Origin of the sequence: Actinomycetospora corticicola, assembly GCF_013409505.1 — a bacterium.
Lineage (GTDB): Bacteria > Actinomycetota > Actinomycetes > Mycobacteriales > Pseudonocardiaceae > Actinomycetospora > Actinomycetospora corticicola.
In genome coordinates, this window is the sequence record NZ_JACCBN010000001.1 from 1,939,358 (window position 1) to 1,958,580 (window position 19,223).

At 70.6% G+C, this 19,223-nt stretch carries 13 protein-coding genes and 3 rRNA genes; all 16 read right to left on the reverse strand.

Translation table 11 applies throughout. From position 1 onward, the window contains the following. Positions 1–74 precede the first annotated feature (74 nt). The gene (locus BJ983_RS09240; RefSeq protein ID WP_179793538.1) at positions 75–983 is read right to left on the reverse strand and encodes an NAD kinase; all 909 of its coding nucleotides are present in this window, start codon (positions 981–983) and stop codon (positions 75–77) included. A 20-nt stretch (positions 984–1,003) separates the two neighbouring features. Next, positions 1,004–1,825, reverse strand: a complete 822-nt coding sequence (locus tag BJ983_RS09245) for a TlyA family rRNA (cytidine-2'-O)-methyltransferase (protein ID WP_179793539.1) — start codon at positions 1,823–1,825, stop codon at positions 1,004–1,006. Positions 1,826–1,829: 4 nt separating this feature from the next. Continuing rightward, entirely contained in the window at positions 1,830–2,000 is a 171-nt protein-coding gene (locus tag BJ983_RS09250) for a hypothetical protein (RefSeq protein WP_218891745.1), read from the reverse strand. Between the two features lie 15 nt (positions 2,001–2,015). Beyond that, the gene (locus BJ983_RS09255; protein ID WP_179793541.1) at positions 2,016–3,035 is read right to left on the reverse strand and encodes an HAD-IIA family hydrolase; all 1,020 of its coding nucleotides are present in this window, start codon (positions 3,033–3,035) and stop codon (positions 2,016–2,018) included. Then, the gene (locus BJ983_RS09260; RefSeq protein ID WP_179793542.1) at positions 3,032–4,018 is read right to left on the reverse strand and encodes a tetratricopeptide repeat protein; all 987 of its coding nucleotides are present in this window, start codon (positions 4,016–4,018) and stop codon (positions 3,032–3,034) included. Before BJ983_RS09260 ends, BJ983_RS09255 begins: the two co-directional genes overlap by 4 nt. Before the next feature lie 1,115 nt (positions 4,019–5,133). Beyond that, positions 5,134–5,250: ribosomal RNA gene (gene rrf, locus BJ983_RS09265) — 5S ribosomal RNA — on the reverse strand. Between the two features lie 133 nt (positions 5,251–5,383). Further along, positions 5,384–8,475, reverse strand: a 23S ribosomal RNA gene (locus BJ983_RS09270). Positions 8,476–9,023: 548 nt separating this feature from the next. Further along, a 16S ribosomal RNA gene (locus BJ983_RS09275) occupies positions 9,024–10,553 on the reverse strand. Together the 16S, 23S and 5S rRNA genes form the textbook arrangement of a ribosomal RNA operon. A gap of 360 nt (positions 10,554–10,913) precedes the next feature. Further along, a complete protein-coding gene (tyrS, locus tag BJ983_RS09280; RefSeq protein ID WP_343053945.1) occupies positions 10,914–12,194 on the reverse strand; it encodes a tyrosine--tRNA ligase in 1,281 nt (426 codons plus the stop codon). A gap of 26 nt (positions 12,195–12,220) precedes the next feature. Beyond that, positions 12,221–12,850 (reverse strand): DNA-3-methyladenine glycosylase, encoded by a 630-nt coding sequence (locus BJ983_RS09285; protein WP_179793543.1) that lies wholly within the window; start codon positions 12,848–12,850, stop codon positions 12,221–12,223. Next, positions 12,847–14,313: an argininosuccinate lyase gene (argH, locus tag BJ983_RS09290; RefSeq protein WP_343053946.1), complete on the reverse strand. Its 1,467-nt coding sequence runs from the start codon at positions 14,311–14,313 to the stop codon at positions 12,847–12,849. The genes BJ983_RS09285 and argH overlap by 4 nt, the downstream gene beginning before the upstream one ends. Then, positions 14,310–14,927 carry an arginine repressor gene (locus BJ983_RS09295; protein ID WP_218890182.1) on the reverse strand — a complete coding sequence of 206 codons (618 nt, stop codon included), beginning with the start codon at positions 14,925–14,927 and terminating at the stop codon, positions 14,310–14,312. Before BJ983_RS09295 ends, argH begins: the two co-directional genes overlap by 4 nt. Beyond that, positions 14,924–15,901: an ornithine carbamoyltransferase gene (argF, locus tag BJ983_RS09300; protein ID WP_179797570.1), complete on the reverse strand. Its 978-nt coding sequence runs from the start codon at positions 15,899–15,901 to the stop codon at positions 14,924–14,926. Before argF ends, BJ983_RS09295 begins: the two co-directional genes overlap by 4 nt. A gap of 11 nt (positions 15,902–15,912) precedes the next feature. Then, positions 15,913–17,124 carry an acetylornithine transaminase gene (locus tag BJ983_RS09305; protein WP_179793544.1) on the reverse strand — a complete coding sequence of 404 codons (1,212 nt, stop codon included), beginning with the start codon at positions 17,122–17,124 and terminating at the stop codon, positions 15,913–15,915. Then, entirely contained in the window at positions 17,121–18,047 is a 927-nt protein-coding gene (argB, locus tag BJ983_RS09310) for an acetylglutamate kinase (protein WP_179793545.1), read from the reverse strand. Before argB ends, BJ983_RS09305 begins: the two co-directional genes overlap by 4 nt. Further along, entirely contained in the window at positions 18,044–19,204 is a 1,161-nt protein-coding gene (argJ, locus tag BJ983_RS09315) for a bifunctional glutamate N-acetyltransferase/amino-acid acetyltransferase ArgJ (protein ID WP_179793546.1), read from the reverse strand. The genes argB and argJ overlap by 4 nt, the downstream gene beginning before the upstream one ends. Between the last annotated feature and the right edge of the window lie 19 nt (positions 19,205–19,223).

The window sequence follows — 19,223 nt, forward strand, 5'->3', positions numbered from 1 at the left end:
CCGACACCCAGGGCCGAACACGCCGATCGGATTCGAACAGGTGGTCGAACGGTCGGTGAACGGCGGTGGCCGGACTACGGGCGACGGCCGCGCCACCCCTGCACGGGCAGCCCGAACTTGCGCACCAGCCGGTCGGTGAACGGCTGCACCCGGAGGCGGACGAGCAGCACGGGGGTGCTGCCCTTGCCGATCTCGACCCGCGACCCCGGGGGCAGGTCCAGCGTCCGGCGCCCGTCGCACACCAGTACTCCGGCGTCGCCGCGGCCGGACACCTCGAGCGCCACCCGCGAGTCCGGCGACACCACCAGGGGCCGGGAGAACAGGGCGTGGGCGTTCGACGGCACCAGCAGCATGGCCTGGACCTCGGGCCACACGACCGGCCCGCCCGCGGAGTAGGCGTAGGCGGTGGACCCGGTGGGGGTCGCGCACAGCACGCCGTCGCAGGCGAACTCCGACACCGGGCGGTGGTCGACCTCGAGCACGACGTCGAGCAGCTTCGCCCAGTTGGTCTTCTCGACGATGGCCTCGTTGAGCGCCCACGTACGGCCGAGGACCTGGCCGTCGGTGGTGGCGGTGACGTCGATCGTCATCCGCTCCTCGACCCGGTAGGTCTGGTGGACCACGGCGTCGAGGACCTCGTCGAGGTCGTCGAGGTCGGCCTCCGCGAGGAACCCGACGTGGCCGAGGTTGATCCCGAGCAGCGGCACCCGCGCCTGGCGGGCGAGCTCCGCGGCGCGCAGGAGGGTGCCGTCGCCGCCGAGGACGATGACGATCTCGGCCCCGTTCGCGGCGTCGTCGTCCGGGGCGACCCGCAGGGGCCGCTCGTGCGGCTCCAGGTCGTCGAAGAGCCCGGCGTCGCTGGAGTACTCGTCGGGCATCACCCGCAGCGCGAACCCCGCACGGTGCAGTCGGCACGCCACCGTCGACGCGACCTTGCGGGTCGCCTCGCGTCCGGTGTGCACCACGATCAGTGCGTCGCGCACCCGTTCTCCCGTTCCTGGGTTCACTGTGGCCCGTTCTCGACCGCACGACGCACGATCGCGTCGTCCTCCGCACCCGTACCCGTTCCGGGCCGCAACCAGAGGAAGTACTCGACGTTCCCCGACGGACCGGGCAGGGGGCTCGCCGTCGCACCGGCCAGCGTCAGGCCCCGTCCGCGGGCCGCGGCCACCACGCCGAGCACGGCGTCGACGCGCAGCTCCGGGTCGCGCACCACCCCGCCCGACCCGAGCCGGTCCTTCCCGACCTCGAACTGGGGCTTCACCATCGGCAGCAGCGCGCCGTCGGGCGCCGTGCACGCCGCGAGCGCGTCCAGCACCAGGCGCAGCGAGATGAACGAGAGGTCCGCGACGACGAGGTCGACCCGGCCACCGATCTGCTCCGGGGTGAGGGCGCGGACGTTGGTGCGGTCCAGCACCGTCACCCGGTCGTCGGTGCGCAGCGGCCACACCAGCTGGCCGTAGCCGACGTCGGCGGCCACCACCTCCCGCGCGCCGCGACGCAGCAGGACGTCGGTGAACCCGCCGGTGGACGCGCCGGCGTCGAGGCAGCGCAGCCCCGTCGGGTCGACCCCGAACGCGTCGAGCGCGCCGAGGAGCTTGTGCGCGCCCCGGCTCGCCCAGTCGTCGATCGTGCCGTCGGGCTCGGGGGTCACGACGACGGCGGCGGCCGTCTCGACGGCCGTCGCGGGCTTGGTGGCGACGCTGCCGCCCACCGTCACCCGACCGTCGGCGATGAGGGCGGCGGCCTGCTCCCGGGACCGGGCGAGCCCCCGGCGCACCAGCTCGGCGTCGAGGCGCAGCCGGCGGCTCGTCGTGCGCGCCACCGGGTCAGCCCCGGTCGACGTCGGCGAGGGCGCCGGTCAGGGCCTCGTGCAACGCCTCGAAGCGGTCGGCGTGCTCCAGGGGATCGACGGCGGACGCCGGGTCGCCGAGACGTTCGACGGCGGCCGCGGCGGCGCGCAGCCCCGCGAGTCCGTCGTCCGGCCCACCGTGATCCACGGCGTCCACGCTAACTCACCGCGCGGCGTCGAGTCCGAGCGCCGAGATCATCCGGCCGGCCGCCTCGTCGGCCCCCGTCACCGTGGACGCCGTCGCGGTGTCCCCGACCGCCGCCCAGTGGGCGGCGCACAGGGCGCGCAGGGCGGCCGCGCGGTCCTCGGCGCCGTCGCCGGCGTCGGCGGGCGCACCCAGCTCGAGCGACCCGTCGTCGTGAACGGTCGCGCGCCAGCCGTCGTCGGTCCCGACGCGCACCGCGTCCAGGTCGGTCAGCGCCGCCAGACCCGCCGCGACGTAGGTGGGGCGCTGCTCGGCGGGGGCGGCCAGGACGTCGGCCGCGGTCGAGACACCGGTGAGCACCAGCAGGGACTCCGCCTCGATGGCGTGCCCGCCCGCGATGTCGGTGTCGAGACGGTCGCCCACCACCAGCGGCGAGCTCGCACCCACCCGCTCCATGGCCTGGCGCAGCAGCGGCGCGGCGGGTTTTCCCGCGACCTGCGGTTCCCGACGGCTGGCGTGCCGCAGCGCGGCGACCATCGACCCGTTGCCGGGCAGGAGGCCCCGCTCCGAGGGCAGCGTGGGGTCGATGTTGCAGGCCACCCACGTCGCGCCGTCGGCGAGGGCGAGGGCGGCCTCGGCGAGCTGCCGCCACCCCGTGTCGGGCGAGTGGCCCTGGACCACGGCGACCGGGCCGTCGTCGTACGCCCGGACCGGCGTCAGGCCCACGGCGGTGATCTCGTCGGCGAGCGCATCCGTCCCCAGCACCAGCACCGTCGCGCCCGCGTCCAGCTGGTCGGCCAGCACCGCGGCGCCGGCCTGCGCGCTGGTGACCACGTCGTCCTCGGTGACGGCCAGCCCGAGGTCGGCGAGGTGACCCGCGACCGCGCCGGGCGTCCGTGAGGCGTTGTTGGTGACGTAGGAGACCGTCGCGCCGCCCTCCCGGGCCGCCTCGAGGGCCTCGACGGCGCCCGGGATGGCGTCCGGTCCGGCGTAGACCGTGCCGTCGAGGTCGACCAGCAGCGCGTCGTGCCGGGTCACCGGTCCCGGTCCTCGTCGCTCCCGCGCGGGCGGTCGGGCTCGTCGGCGGCGGTCGTCACGGCTGCCTCCGGCTCCGTCCCGACGACGGGCGCGTCCTCCACGTCGGCCGCGGGCTCGTCGGCGACGAGATCGGTCTCGACGTCGGTCCCCACGTAGGCCTCGGTCGCGGGGTCGACGTCGCCCTCGGCGTCGAGGTCGCCCTCGGTGTCGACGTCGGTGTCGACGTCGCCCTCGGTGTCGACGTCGCCCTCGGCGTCGGTGTCGAGGGCGGCCTCGCTCGCGGTGTCGGTCGCGGCTTCGCCGTCGGTGTCGGTGTCGGTGAGGTCCCCGGGCGGGGTGTCCACCCCGGCGGCCACGAGCGCGGCCCGCTCCTCCGCGTCGGTCTCGCCCTCGGCGTCGGTCTGCGCGGCGTCGAGGAAGGCGCGGACGGCCTCCTCGCGACGTCCGGCCGCGATGAGTGCCTCGCCGTAGGCGTAGAAGAGCCGGCACGTCCACGGGTCGTCCGCGCGACGCACGTCGAGCTCCGGGACCTGCAGCCCGACGACGGCGGCCGCGAACTCGCCCAGGTCCCGGCGCGCCCCGGACGTGACGATGAGCAGTTCCATCGCCTCGTCGCGCGGCAGGTCGGCCGACTCCGGGCTGCGGGCGATCTCGAGGGCACGCTCCGGGCGCCCCAGGGCGCGCTCGGCATCGGCCATCACGGCCACGTGCGCCGCGCCGCCCATGCGCCGGCTCGCCCGCAGCTCGGACAGCGCCTCGGCCCACTCCCCCGCGTGGTACGCGGCGAGCCCGGAGGCCTCACGGACGACCGCCACCCGGGAGGCCCGGTGCCGCGCGAAGCGCGCGTGGGCCAGCGCGGCGGTCGGGTCGTCGTCGAGGAGCTCGCCGACCGCGACGAGGTGCCGGGCGACGTTGTCCGCGAGGTCCTTCGGCAGTCCGCGCAGGTCACGGCGGACCTCGACGTCGAGCAGGTCGGGGGTCACCTCGTCCGGCAGCGTTGGCTCGGTCGGCCGCGGCTGCGCGTCCTGGTGCCGCCGGATCGGACGGTCCTCGCCCCGTGCCGCGCGGTCGTCGCGGGGACGGTCACCACGGGTGCGGTCGTCCCGGCGGTCCTCCCCGCGGGGGGCGTCCCGACGGTCGCGGGACGGACGCCCGTCGCGGTCCCGCGGCGGGCCCTGGCGCCGGTCTCCACGGGGCGGGCCGCCTCGCCGCTCGCCGCGGGGCGGGCCGTCACGACGGTCCCCCCGGGGCGGGCCGTCCCGCCGGGCGTCCCGGGGCCCGGTATCCCGAAGGTCTCCTCGCGGCGCGCCACCGCGCCGGTCGTCCGGGGGTGCGGAGTGCCCACGGTCTCCACGCGGCGCATCGCTGCGCCGGTCGTCCCGCCCGTGGCCGAGGTCCCGGGACCTCGTCGTGTCGTCGCGGGACCCGTCGACGCGGCGCGGGCGGTCGTCGGTGCCGTGCCGCGAACCGCCGGGCCCGCCTGCACCGCCGTCACGACGGGGAGCGCCTCGGCGGTCAACGCCGCCGTCACGGCTCTCCCACGGGCGCGAGCTCCGGCCACTCTCGCTCGAGCCGGACCGGCCGCGGTATCCCTCGCGCTCTCGGGGAGGTCCGTCGGTACGGCGCGAGTCACCCGAGGCACGCTCACCCGCCGGTCGGCCACCACCGGTGCGGTCACTCCGGCGGTCGTCGCGTCCGGGAGCGCCGTCGCGGCCGCGCGGCGCGTCCTGACGGGGGGCACCTCGGTCGGTGCGGGGTGAACGGCTGCGGTCGTCGGGACGTCCGCCACGACCGCGATCGTCCGTGCGGGCCGGGCGGCCACGGCGGTCGTCGGGCCGGCCTCCACGACGATCGGGGCTGCTGTTGCGGGCCCGACCACCGTCTCGGGAGTCCTCAGGCCGACGCCGGTCATCCGAAGCGGACGACGATCGGTCGCCCCGGCCGTCCTGCGGGTCCACGCTCACGATCGTCCTCCTGACACGACGAAAACGGGGCAGGACCTCTCGGTCCTACCCCGTGTCTGTCACGTGGGCGGACCGAGGTCCGCGCCGTTCACTGTCGAGATATGGGTCCACGTATTCGTGGGGGTGGTTGGGTGTTCCGGCGGTGTCCTACTCTCCCACGACCTGGCGGTCGCAGTACCATCGGCGCTGGAGGGCTTAGCTTCCGGGTTCGGGATGGGACCGGGCGTTTCCCCTCCGCTATGACCACCGGAACACCGAACCACCCCCACGGTCGTGCTGTGGGGGGTCGGGTTGTGTGGATGTGGACGCGAGCAGAGCTTTTCGGTTGCGCTTGAGGGACTTGTTGAGTCACCGCCGACCCAGTGTGTGGGTGTTGGTGGTGTGTCGGGCAAGTCCTCGGCCTATTAGTACCAGTCCACTGCATACCTTGCGGTACTTCCATGTCTGGCCTATCAACCCACTGGTCTGGTGGGGGCCTTAACCCTCATGGGGTGGGAGACCTCATCTTGGAACGGGCTTCCCGCTTAGATGCCTTCAGCGGTTATCCCTTCCGAACGTAGCCAACCAGCCGTGCCCCTGGCGGGACAACTGGCACACCAGAGGTTCGTCCGTCCCGGTCCTCTCGTACTAGGGACAGCCTTCCTCAAGTCTCCTGCGCGCGCGGCGGATAGGGACCGAACTGTCTCACGACGTTCTAAACCCAGCTCGCGTACCGCTTTAATGGGCGAACAGCCCAACCCTTGGGACCTACTCCAGCCCCAGGATGCGACGAGCCGACATCGAGGTGCCAAACCATGCCGTCGATATGGACTCTTGGGCAAGATCAGCCTGTTATCCCCGGGGTACCTTTTATCCGTTGAGCGACACCCCTTCCACAAGGTGGTGCCGGATCACTAGTCCCGACTTTCGTCCCTGCTCGACCTGTCGGTCTCACAGTCAAGCTCCCTTGTGCACTTGCACTCGACACCTGGTTGCCGACCAGGCTGAGGGAACCTTTGGGCGCCTCCGTTACCCTTTGGGAGGCAACCGCCCCAGTTAAACTACCCACCAGGCACTGTCCCTGGACCAGATCATGGCCCGAAGTTAGATGCCCAATTCGACCAGAGTGGTATTTCAACGGCGACTCCACCCGCACTGGCGTGCGAGCTTCACAGTCTCCCACCTATCCTACACAAGCCGAACCGAGCACCAATACCAAGCTGTAGTGAAGGTCCCGGGGTCTTTCCGTCCTGCCGCGCGTAACGAGCATCTTTACTCGTAGTGCAATTTCGCCGAGTCTGTGGTCGAGACAGCGGGGAAGTCGTTACTCCATTCGTGCAGGTCGGAACTTACCCGACAAGGAATTTCGCTACCTTAGGATGGTTATAGTTACCACCGCCGTTTACTGGCGCTTAAGTTCTCAGCTTCGGCCGTGAGGCCTAACCGGTCCCCTTAACGTTCCAGCACCGGGCAGGAGTCAGTCCGTATACATCGTCTTGCGACTTCGCACGGACCTGTGTTTTTAGTAAACAGTCGCTTCCCCCTGGTCTCTGCGACCCCACCACCCTAGCCCGCGAAGAGCTTCAGGTAACAGGGTCCCCCTTCTCCCGAAGTTACGGGGGGATTTTGCCGAATTCCTTGACCACAGTTCGCTCGAACGCCTCGGTATTCTCTACCTGACCACCTGTGTTGGTTTGGGGTACGGGTCGCGTAGGAACTCGCTAGAGGCTTTTCTCGGCAGCATGGGATCACTCTGCTTCGCCTCAACGGCTATGCGTCACGTCTCAGCCTTATGTGGCGTACGGATTTGCCTATACGCCGGCCTACACGCTTGCACCAGTACAACCACTCACTGGCGGAGCTACCCTCCTGCGTCACCCCATCGCTTGGCTACTACCAGGCAGGATCCCGCGCTCCCCCGTCCGACTCCCGAAGGAGTCATGGGGTTCGGGCGGTTAGCACACCTGGGCTCGCCATGGACGCGCCTACACGAGCACGGGAATATCAACCCGTTGTCCATCGACTACGCCTGTCGGCCTCGCCTTAGGTCCCGGCTCACCCTGGGCGGAAAAACCTGGCCCAGGAACCCTTGGTCATCCGGCGGCAGAGTTTCTCACTCTGCTGTCGCTACTCATGCCTGCATTCTCACTCACACGGGTTCCACGGCTGGATCACTCCGCCGCTTCACCACCCGCATGACGCTCCCCTACCCAACACCACCACCGTTAGGTGTCCGTGGTGTTGCCGCGGCTTCGGCGGTGCGCTTGAGCCCCGCTACATTGTCGGCGCAGGACCACTTGACCAGTGAGCTATTACGCACTCTTTCAAGGGTGGCTGCTTCTAAGCCAACCTCCTGGTTGTCTGGGCGATCCCACATCCTTTCCCACTTAGCGCACGCTTAGGGGCCTTAGCCGGCGATCTGGGCTGTTTCCCTCTCGACTACGAACCTTATCGCCCGCAGTCTCACTGCCGCGCTCGAGCTCACCGGCATTCGGAGTTTGGCTGACTTCAGTAAGCTTGTAGGCCCCCTAGGCCAACCAGTGCTCTACCTCCGGTGAGTAACACGCGACGCTGCACCTAAATGCATTTCGGGGAGAACCAGCTATCACGGAGTTTGATTGGCCTTTCACCCCTACCCACAGCTCATCCCCCAGGTTTTCAACCCTGGTGGGTTCGGGCCTCCACACCGTCTTACCGGCGCTTCACCCTGGCCATGGGTAGATCACTCCGCTTCGGGTCTAGAGCACGCGACTATCGACGCCCTGTTCGGACTCGCTTTCGCTACGGCTACCCCACACGGGTTAACCTCGCCACGTACCGCTAACTCGCAGGCTCATTCTTCAAAAGGCACGCCATCACCGATCCGAAGACCAGGCTCTGACGGCTTGTAGGCACACGGTTTCAGGTACTATTTCACTCCCCTCCCGGGGTACTTTTCACCTTTCCCTCACGGTACTTGTCCGCTATCGGTCATCAGGAAGTATTTAGGCTTACCGGGTGGTCCCGGCAGATTCACAGCGAATTTCACGGGCTCGCTGCTACTCGGGCACGTCACCACGCGATGATGAACAGTTTTCGTCTACGGGGGTCTCACCCTCTACGCCGGCGCGTCCCAACGCCTTCGACTAACCATCCACCACCACGCCCAGGGTCAGCAGCCCCCGGACATGACGCCCCACAACACCCCACCAGCAACACCTGCCAGCTATCACACAAGCGGGGTTTAGCCTCTTCCGCTTTCGCTCGCCACTACTCACGGAATCACTGTTGTTTTCTTCTCCTGCGGGTACTGAGATGTTTCACTTCCCCGCGTTCCCTCCACCCGCCCTATACATTCAGGCGGGGGTGACAGCCCATGACGGCTGCCGGGTTACCCCATTCGGACACCCTCGGATCACAGCTCGGTTGACAGCTCCCCGAGGCCTATCGCGGCCTCCCACGTCCTTCATCGGCTCCTGATGCCCAGGCATCCACCGTGCGCCCTTGACAACTTGACCAACACACCAACAACAACCACACACACATGCATGCGGCCATCGGCGATCAACAATAGTCATCAAGCAAAACTCGGTCACACCACAACCACCACCGACCCCGCCCTCCGAAGAGAACAGACCGGAAGCATCGTGGCGACCAGAAAAAAGATGCTCGCGTCCACTGTCCACTTGACAACCCAACCCACAGACCACCACCGAACCACCCCACAGGGGCACCGGCAGTGACTGTCCAGAGAAAACAACAACCCCCACACCCAACCAACCCGAAAACCCTCCCCCCGAAAGGAGAAGCAGGCCGATGAATGTGAGGGCGCGTCGTCCCCTCAGGACCCAACAGTGTGCCAACGCCCCCCGGCCCGAAAACCAGGAGAAGCTCGTGTTCCGTTCCACTTCAATCCAGTAAGCAACCACCCACCCACACAGCACCATCCAAGAAGACGACACTGCGAGATGCGGTGGCCCTCCGCCGCACCGGACTCCGGCCGCCACCCGAAATAGGCAGCAGTCACCAGGACCAGTGACGACGATCCGAGGCAGATGCTCCTTAGAAAGGAGGTGATCCAGCCGCACCTTCCGGTACGGCTACCTTGTTACGACTTCGTCCCAATCGCCAGTCCCACCTTCGACCGCTCCCCCCCTTGCGGGTTGGGCCACGGGCTTCGGGTGTTACCGACTTTCGTGACGTGACGGGCGGTGTGTACAAGGCCCGGGAACGTATTCACCGCAGCGTTGCTGATCTGCGATTACTAGCGACTCCGACTTCACGGGGTCGAGTTGCAGACCCCGATCCGAACTGAGACCGGCTTTACGAGATTCGCTCCACCTCACGGCTTCGCAGCCCTCTGTACCGGCCATTGTAGCATGTGTGAAGCCCTGGACATAAGGGGCATGATGACTTGACGTCATCCCCACCTTCCTCCGAGTTGACCCCGGCAGTCTCCCATGAGTCCCCGGCATAACCCGCTGGCAACATGGGACAAGGGTTGCGCTCGTTGCGGGACTTAACCCAACATCTCACGACACGAGCTGACGACAGCCATGCACCACCTGCACACCAACCACAAGGGAGGACGTATCTCTACGCCTGTCTGGTGCATGTCAAACCCAGGTAAGGTTCTTCGCGTTGCATCGAATTAATCCACATGCTCCGCCGCTTGTGCGGGCCCCCGTCAATTCCTTTGAGTTTTAGCCTTGCGGCCGTACTCCCCAGGCGGGGCGCTTAATGCGTTAGCTGCGGCACGGAACCCGTGGAATGGACCCCACACCTAGCGCCCAACGTTTACGGCATGGACTACCAGGGTATCTAATCCTGTTCGCTACCCATGCTTTCGCTCCTCAGCGTCAGTATCGGCCCAGAGACCCGCCTTCGCCACCGGTGTTCCTCCTGATATCTGCGCATTTCACCGCTACACCAGGAATTCCAGTCTCCCCTGCCGAACTCAAGTGATGCCCGTATCGACCGCACGCCCAGAGTTGAGCCCCAGGTTTTCACGGCCGACGCGACACACCGCCTACGAGCTCTTTACGCCCAATAATTCCGGACAACGCTCGCACCCTACGTATTACCGCGGCTGCTGGCACGTAGTTGGCCGGTGCTTCTTCTCGACCTACCGTCAACCCACAGAAAGTGGGCCTTCGTCGATCGCGAAAGAGGTTTACAACCCGAAGGCCGTCATCCCCCACGCGGCGTTGCTGCGTCAGGCTTCCGCCCATTGCGCAAGATTCCCCACTGCTGCCTCCCGTAGGAGTCTGGGCCGTGTCTCAGTCCCAGTGTGGCCGATCACCCTCTCAGGCCGGCTATCCGTCGTCGCCTTGGTAGGCCATCACCCCACCAACAAGCTGATAGACCGCGGGCCCATCCCCCACCGAAAAAACTTTCCACCACCAGGCATGCACCCAGTAGTCCTATCCGGTATTAGACCCAGTTTCCCGGGCTTATCCCAGAGTGGAGGGCAGGTCACCCACGTGTTACTCACCCGTTCGCCGCTCGTGTACCCCGAAGGGCCTTACCGCTCGACTTGCATGTGTTAAGCACGCCGCCAGCGTTCGTCCTGAGCCAGGATCAAACTCTCCAACAAAAACAGTTAGAGACGATCAAAGTCCCTGACAAAAACTAGCAATCCAAACAAACCCCAACCAAAAGCCGGGGCCAGAACACAAAACGTCAGCACACTGTTGAGTTCTCAAAGGACGACCACACGAACCCGCTCAACATCCCCACCGGGATGCGGCACCGCTCGGTGTTCCGTTCGAGGCTTCAACCTACCAGACTAGCTGGAGGGCAACCCCTCGAACCTATCCCGCCGCCCGGCTCCGGGGCAACCCCTTCGCTCTGGCGACATGGAGAACATTACACGCCCGATCAGGGCCCGTTTCAGGGGGGTCCACTTTCGGGATCACCGCAGGTCGAGCGGGGTTTCCCGCCCGACCCACGGCCGTCATCCCCCCGACACGAGCTCGACGCCCGCCGTCGTGCGCTTGCCACGGCGCACCACGAGCCACCGGCCGTGCAGCAAATCCGACTCGGCCGGCGTCCAGTCCTCGGCCTCGACCTTCACGTTGTTGACGTAGGCCCCGCCCTCGGCGACGGTCCGCCGGGCGGCTCCGCGCCCCGCGGCGAGACCGGTGCCCACGAGCAGGTCGACGATGGTCGGGTCGTCGCCCCGGGGCACGGTGGTCGACGGCACCTCGGCCAGGGCCGCCGCCAGCGTGGCCGCGTCGAGCTCGCGCAACTCCCCGCGTCCGAAGAGGGCCTGGCTGGCCGCCTGCACCCGACCGACCTCGTCCGCGCCGTGGACGAGTGCGGTCACCGCCTCCGCGAGCGCGCGCTGGGCGGCCCGCGCCTGCGGCTTCTCCACCGTCAGGCGCTCCAGCTCCTCGATCTCCTCGTGGGACAGCCAGGTGAACGCCCGGAGGTACTCCCCCACCTTCGCGTCCTCGGCGTTGATCCAGAACTGGTAGAAGGCGTACGGGCTCGTGAGGGTCGGGTCCAGCCACACCGTGCCCGACTCGGTCTTGCCGAACTTCGACCCGTCGGCCTTGGTGATCAGCGGGGTCCCGAGGGCGTGGGCCGATCGACCCTCCACCCGGTGGATCAGGTCGATGCCCGCGGTCAGGTTGCCCCACTGGTCGCTGCCACCGGTCTGCATCGTGCAGCCGTACCGGCGGTACAGCTCGAGGAAGTCGTAGGACTGCAGGATCTGGTACGAGAACTCGGCGTAGCTGATGCCCTCGTCGGACTCCATGCGCCGACTGACCGCCTCCTTGGCCAGCATCCGGCCCACCCGGAAGTGCTTGCCGAGGTCGCGGAGGAAGTCCAGGGCCGACATGCCCTCGGTCCAGTCCAGGTTGTTCACCAGGAGCGCGGCGTTCGGACCGTCGAAGTCGAGGAAGGGCGTCAGCTGCGCGCCGATCTTGTCCACCCATCCCGCGACGACGTCCCGGTCGTTCAAGGTGCGCTCGGAGGTCGGCTTCGGGTCGCCGATGAGCCCGGTCGCCCCGCCGACGAGAGCGATGGGCCGGTGGCCGGCCCGCTGGAAGCGGGCGAGGGTCAGCCACTGCAGCAGGTGCCCGATGTGGGCGCTCGGCGCGGTGGGGTCGATCCCGGAGTAGAGCGTGACCGTCCCGGTGTCGAGGTCGCGGCGCAGCGCGTCGAGGTCGGTGCTCTGGGCGATCAGGCCCCGCCAGGCGAGGTCGTCGAGGATGTGTGGTGCGGTCACCCGCCCATTGTCCCCGGTCCGCCGGTCTACCAGTCGGGACCGTCCGGCCGGGCGCGTCCGGCCTTGTACGGCGTGACCGCGGGCGACCCCGCCACCCAGAGCCGCCACGGGCGCTGCTGGCCCGCGGCGACGCCGACCCGGGGCCCCGAACGGACCGCCTCGTCGGGCACCGGCTCGCCCTGCTGGAGGCGCACCGGCGACGTCGGGTCGAGCACGTCGATGCCGTTGTGCTCGCGGACGAGCCCCAGCAACGTGCACAGCCGGGCCGGGCCGCGGGCGAGCTCGGCGTCCCGCCCCCGGGCCGTCGGGCGGCGGACGTGGGCGACGGCCGGGTCCGAGAGCACCTCACCGGCCCGGAGCAGTACCGCCCCCGGGCGGCCGTCGACGAGGGCGACGACGTTGGCGCAGAAGTGCATGCCGTAGACGAAGTAGACGTACAGGTGCCCGGCCGGGCCCCACATGACGTCGTTGCGGGGGGTGCGGCCGCGGTAGCAGTGCGACCCGGGGTCGTCCTCCCCGCGGTACGCCTCGACCTCGACGATCCGCAGGCGGACCTCGCCCTCCGGCACCTCGGCCACCAGCTCGGCCCCGAGCAGGCGGCGGGCCGCGACGAGCGGGTCGACGGCGAGGTCGGCGCGGTCGAGCCCGCCGGTCACCGCCGGTCGATCGGCCGGGCCGCCCAGCCGCGCGCCTCGATCACCGCGCCGACCAGCCGGTCGTACTGCTCGGCGACGCGCTTCGGGGCCGTCCCGCCGTGAGCGTCGCGCGAGGCGATCGATCCCTCGACGGTGAGCACGGTCCGGACGTCGGGGGTGAGGGCCGGGTCGCACTCGAGGAGCTCGGCGTCGCTGAGCTCGTCCAGGCCGATGCCCCGGCCCTCGGCCACCCGGACACACGCACCCGCGGCCTCGTGGGCCCGGCGGAACGGGACACCCTGGCGCACCAGCCACTCGGCGATGTCCGTGGCCAGGCTGAAGCCGGCGGGCGCGAGCTCGGCGAGCCGGTCGGTGTGCACCGTCAACGTGCGGATCATGCCCGCCATCGCCGGCAGGACCATCGCCAGCTGGGCCGCCGAGTCGAACAGCGGCTCCTTGTCCTCCTGCAGGTCGCGGTTGTAGGCGAGCGGGAGCGCCTTCAACGTCGTCATCAGGCCCGCCAGGTTGCCGACCAGCCGGCCGGCCTTCCCCCGTGCGAGCTCCGCGACGTCGGGGTTCTTCTTCTGCGGCATGATCGACGAGCCGGTCGACCACGCGTCGTCGAGCGTCACGTACCCGAACTCCGCGGTGGCCCAGAGGATCACCTCCTCGGCGATCCGCGAGAGGTCGACCGCCACCATCGCGAGGACGAAGGCCCCCTCGGCGGCGAGGTCGCGCGAGGCGGTGCCGTCGATGGAGTTGTCCACCGCGTCCCGGAACCCGAGGTCGCGGGCGACGGCGGCGGGGTCGAGGCCCAGCGAGGTGCCCGCGAGCGCCCCCGAGCCGTACGGGGAGAGTCCGAGCCGGCGGTCGAGGTCGCGGCAGCGCTCGACGTCGCGCAGCAACGCCTGCGCGTGCGCCCCCAGGTGGTGGGCGAGCAGCACCGGCTGGGCGTGCTGCAGGTGCGTCCGCCCGGGCATCACGGCGTCCGGGTGGGCGCGACCCTGGCCGACCAGGGCGTCGACGACGTCGCACACCCCACGGGTGAGGTCGCGCAGCCGGTCCCGCAGCCACATCCGGAGCTGCGTGGCGATCTGGTCGTTGCGGGAGCGCCCGGCCCGCAGCTTGCCGCCGAGCTCCGGGCCGACGCGTTCGATCAACCCGCGCTCGAGCGCGGTGTGCACGTCCTCGTCGGCCTCGGCGGCCACGAACGTGCCGTCCGCGACGTCGGTCTCGAGACGCTCGAGACCGTCGAGCATCCCGCGGAGCTCGTCCTCGTCGAGCAGGCCGGCGCCGTGCAGCACCCGCGCGTGCGCCCGGGAGCCCGCGATGTCGTAGGGCGCGAGCACCCAGTCGAAGTGCGTCGACTTCGACAGGGCCGCCATCACCGCGTCGGGCCCCGAGGAGAACCGTCCGCCCCACAGGGCCGCCGAACCGCCGGTCGAGCTCCGCTGCGCTGCGTCTCCGCCCGATCCCGCCGTCACCGCAGTCCCTCTCCCTCGTCCTGTTGCGTGCGCGCCGCCCGCGGCGGCGGTCTCGTGGCCAGGCCGACCAGCACCTCGGCCAGGCCGGCCCCGTCGAGCGGTTCCCGGGCGACCACCACGACGGTGTCGTCCCCGGCGATCGTGCCGACCACCTCGGACAGTGCCGCCCGGTCCAACGCGCTCGCGAGGTAGTGCGCGCCGCCGGGGGGCGTGCGCAGCACCGCGAGGTTGCCGGAGTGGTCGGCCGAGACCAGCAGCTCCGCGAGCAGCCGCGACAGTCTGTCGGTCCCCCCGGTGACGCCCCGCACCGGGCTCCCGTCGTCGGGGACCACGTAGCGCCCGACCCCGCCCTCGACCCCGCGCAGCTTGACCGCGCCGAGCTCGTCGAGGTCGCGGGACAGCGTCGCCTGCGTGACCTCGACGCCCTCACGGCCGAGCAGGGCGGCGAGTTCGGTCTGGCTGTGCACCTCGGCGGTGCTGATGAGTTCGACGATGCGCGCCTGGCGTGCGGCGCGACTCGTCCCCGGACGCAGCCGCTCGAGCCGCTCGCGGGCCACCCGGGGGTCGGGCGGTACACCGCGGTCGGTGTCGAGGGCGTCGTCCGGTGGCGTCATCGACCGAGCAGCCAGGTCAGCAACGCCTTCTGCGCGTGCAGGCGGTTCTCGGCCTCGTCCCACACGGCCGCGGCCGGCCCGTCGAGGACCTCCGCGGTGATCTCGTCCCCGCGGTGCGCCGGCAGGCAGTGCAGGACGGTCGCACCCGAGGCCGCCCGCTCGAGTAGCTCCGCGTCGATCCGGCAGGGGCGGAACGGCGCGACCCGGTCCAGGCCGTCGTCCTCCTGCCCCATCGAGGTCCAGGTGTCGGTGACCAGCACGTCCGCGCCCGCAGCCGCCTCGAGCGCCGCCGCCCGGCCCTCCACGGCCACGAGCGCGGCCGACCCGCCGGTCGCGGCGGCCCGGGTCTGCGCGTCCGCGACCACCGCGGGGTCGGGGAGGAACCCGTCGGGGGCCGCGACCCGCACGTGCATCCCGGCGGTCACGCCGCCGAGCAGCAGCGACTGCGCCATGTTGTTGGCGCCGTCGCCGAGGTAGGTGAGTGTGAGTCCCGCGGTGCGGCCGTGGCGCTCGACGACGGTCTGCAGGTCGGCGAGGACCTGGCACGGGTGGAAGCCGTCGGTGAGCGCGTTGACCACCGGGACGTCGGCGTGGGCCGCCATCTCCTGGATGCGGTCGTCGGCGCCGGTGCGCCAGACGATCGCGTCGACGTAGCGGGACAGCACCCGGGCGGTGTCGGCGATCGTCTCGCCCCGCCCGAACTGCGCGTCGCGCCCGTCGATCATGATCGGCGTTCCGCCCAGGGCGGCGATCCCGACCTGGAACGACACGCGCGTGCGGGTCGAGGGCTTGTCGAAGATGACGGCCACCGCCCGGGGACCGGCCAGTGGCCGGTGACCGTACGGATCGGCCTTGATCGCGGCCGCGAGCTCGAGGACCTCCGCCTGCTCGGCCGGTGCGAGGTCGTCGTCGCGCAGGAGGTGCCGCGGCGCCCGACCGGTGGCCCGGGGACCCGCGCCGTCCGGGGCGTGCAGCGACGCGGCGCTCACGAGGTGCCCTCGGCCGCCGCGGCACCCTGCGAGAGCACGTCCGGCAGGGCCGCGAGGAAGCCGTCCACCTGCCGGTCGGTGACGACGGCGGGCGGAGCGAGACGGACCCGGCCGGGCACCGCACCGTTGATCAGGAACCCGGACTCCAGCGCCGCCGCCGTGACCTGCGGCGAGGCGGGTGCGGTCAGCGCGACGCCGACCAGCAGCCCCGCGACGTCGACGTGGTCGACCAGCGGGTGGTCCAGACCCTCGATGCGGACGCCGAGGTCCTTCCCGAGGGCGTCCGCGCGGTCGAGCAGCCCGTCGGCGACGATCGTGTCGAGCACGGCGAGCGCCGCTGCGCAGCACACCGGGTTGCCGCCGAAGGTGGTGCCGTGCTGGCCCGCCCCGAGCAGGTCGGCGGCCGCACCGATGCCGATGCAGGACCCGAGCGGCAGTCCTCCGCCGAGTCCCTTGGCCAGGGTGACGACGTCCGGCACGATCCCGGCCCGCTGGTGGGCGAACCACACCCCGGTGCGGCCGATCCCGGTCTGCACCTCGTCGATCACCAGGAGCGCACCGGCCGCCGTGGTGATCTCGCGGGCGGCCTGCAGGTAGCCCTCCGGCGGGATGATCACGCCGGCCTCGCCCTGGACGGGTTCGAGCACGACCGCGGCCGTGTCGGAGTCGACCGCGGCCCGCAGCGCCTCGGTGTCGCCGTAGGGCACGAACTCCACGCCGGGCGGCATCGGCTCGAACGGCTCGCGCTTCGCGGGCTGCCCGGTGAGGGCGAGCGCGCCCATGGTGCGGCCGTGGAAGCCGCCCTCGGCCGACACGATCTTCGACCGGCCCGTGCGCCGGGCGATCTTGAACGCCGCCTCGTTCGCCTCGGCGCCCGAGTTGCACATCAGCACCCGGCCGTCGGGGACGCCGAGCAGCGCCAGCAGGCGCTCGGCGAGCTCGACGGTGAGCGGGTTGATGACCAGGTTGGAGGTGTGCCCGAGCGTGGCCACCTGCCGGGACACCGCCTCGACGACGGCCGGGTGGGCGTGCCCGAGGAGGTTCACGGCGATGCCGCCGAGCAGGTCGAGGTACTCGCGGCCGTCGGCGTCCCACACGCGCGCGCCCTCGCCGCGGACCAGGCTGATCGGCGGCGTGCCGTAGTTGCCCATCATGGTGTCGGACCAGCGACGACGGAGGTCCTCACCGGTCGGTGCTGCAGTGGTCATGCGGGGGGACCTCCTCCTGGGGGTGCGGGAGCGGGGACGACCATCGTCCCGACGCCCGTGCTGGTGAAGACCTCGAGCAGCACCGAGTGCGCCACCCGCCCGTCGATGACGTGGGCGCGCGGGACGCCGCCCTCGACCGCCCGCAGGCAGGCCTCCATCTTCGGGATCATGCCGCTCGACAGGCCGGGCAACAGCGTGGCGAGCTCGGTCGCGTCGATCTCGGTGCGCAGGCTGGAGCGGTCGGGCCAGTCGGTGTAGAGGCCCTCGACGTCGGTGAGGACGACGAGCTTGCGGGCCCCGAGCGCGACCGCCAGCGCTCCGGCGGCGGTGTCGGCGTTGACGTTGTGCACCACGCCGTCGACGTCGGGTGCCACGGTGGAGATGACCGGGATGCGCCCGCCCGCCACGAGGTCGAGCACCGCGGCCGGGTTCACGTCGACCACGTCCCCGACGAGTCCGACGTCGACCTGCTCGCCGTCGACCGAGGCGGTGCGGCGGGCGGCGGTGAAGAGCCGCGCGTCCTCCCCGGACATGCCGACCGCGAGCGGCCCGTGGGCGTTGATCAGGCCCACGAGCTCACGTCCGACCTGACCGACGAGGACCATCCGGACCACGTCCATGGTCTCCGGTGTGGTGACGCGCAGCCCGCCGCGGAACTCGCCACTCATCCCGAGACGGTCGAGCATCGCGGTGATCTGGGGGCCACCGCCGTGCACGACCACCGGGCGGATGCCGGCGAGGCGCAGGAAGACCATGTCCTCGGCGAAGGCCCGGCGCAGCTCGTCGTCGACCATCGCGTTGCCGCCGTACTTGACGACGACGACGGCGTCCTGGAACTCACGGAGCCACGGCAGGGCCTCGGCGAGGACGGCGGCCTTGGCCTGGGCGTCCTGGTGGGCGTCCCGGGGGGCGGTGGTGGTCATGTGGAGTAGGCGCTGTTCTCTTCGACGTAGGCGTGGGAGAGGTCGGTGGTCAGCACGGTCGCGGTGCCCTCCCCGAGCCCGAGGTCGACCTCGACGGTGACGTCGCGCCCGGACAGGTCGGCCTTCGACCGGTCGCCCACCGCGGCCGCGGCGGCGCACAGCAGCACGCCGTTGACGGTGACCGACAGCGTCTCCGGCTCCACGCGGGCATCGCTCGCCCCGATCGCGGCCGCGATCCGGCCCCAGTTCGGGTCGGACCCGAACAGCGCCGTCTTCACGAGGCTGTCGCGGGCCACGGCGCGCGCGCCGACGAGCGCGTCGGCGTCGGAGGCCGCACCCGAGACGGTGACGGCGATGCGCTTGGTGACGCCCTCGGCGTCGGCCTGCAGCCCGCGCGCGAGCTCGGCGCAGACCTCCCGCAGCTCGTCCGCGAACGTCGCCTCGTCGGGCGTGACCCCGGAGGCGCCGGAGGCGAGCAGCAGCACCGTGTCGTTCGTGCTGGTCGAGCCGTCGATGTCCAGCCGGTCGAACGTGGTGGCCGTGGCGGCCCGGAGCGCCCGGTCGGCGACCTCGGCGTCGAGGTCGGCGTCGGTGGTGACGACGACCAGCATCGTGGCGAGGCTGGGCGCCATCATCCCGGCGCCCTTGGCGAAGCCCCCGACGGTCCAGCCGTCGCGGGAGCGCGTCGCCTGCTTGTCGACGGTGTCGGTGGTGAGGACCGCCGTGGCCGCGCTCGTCCCCGCGTCGGGGTCGGCCGCCAGCGCCCCGGCCGCCTCGTCGACCCCGGCGAGCAGCGACGGCAGGGGCAGGCGCTCGCCGATCAACCCGGTGGAGCACACGGCGACCTCGATCGCCCCGCACGCGAGGACCTCGGCGACCTTCTCCGCGGTGTGGTGGGTGTCGGCGAACCCGTCGGGGCCGGTGCACGCGTTGGCGCCGCCGGAGTTCAGCACGACCGCCCGCAGCGCGTGCTCCCGCAGCACCTGCTGGGACCAGAGGACGGGCGCGGCCTTCACCTGGTTGCGGGTGAAGACGCCGGCGGCGGTGTGGGCGGGACCGTCGTTCACCACGAGGGCGAGATCCGGTCGGTCGCCGTGCGCGCGGAGGCCCGCGCGGACTCCGGCGGCACGGAAGCCGGCGGCGGCGGTGACGCTCACGGCGTGCTCCTCGGGGTCG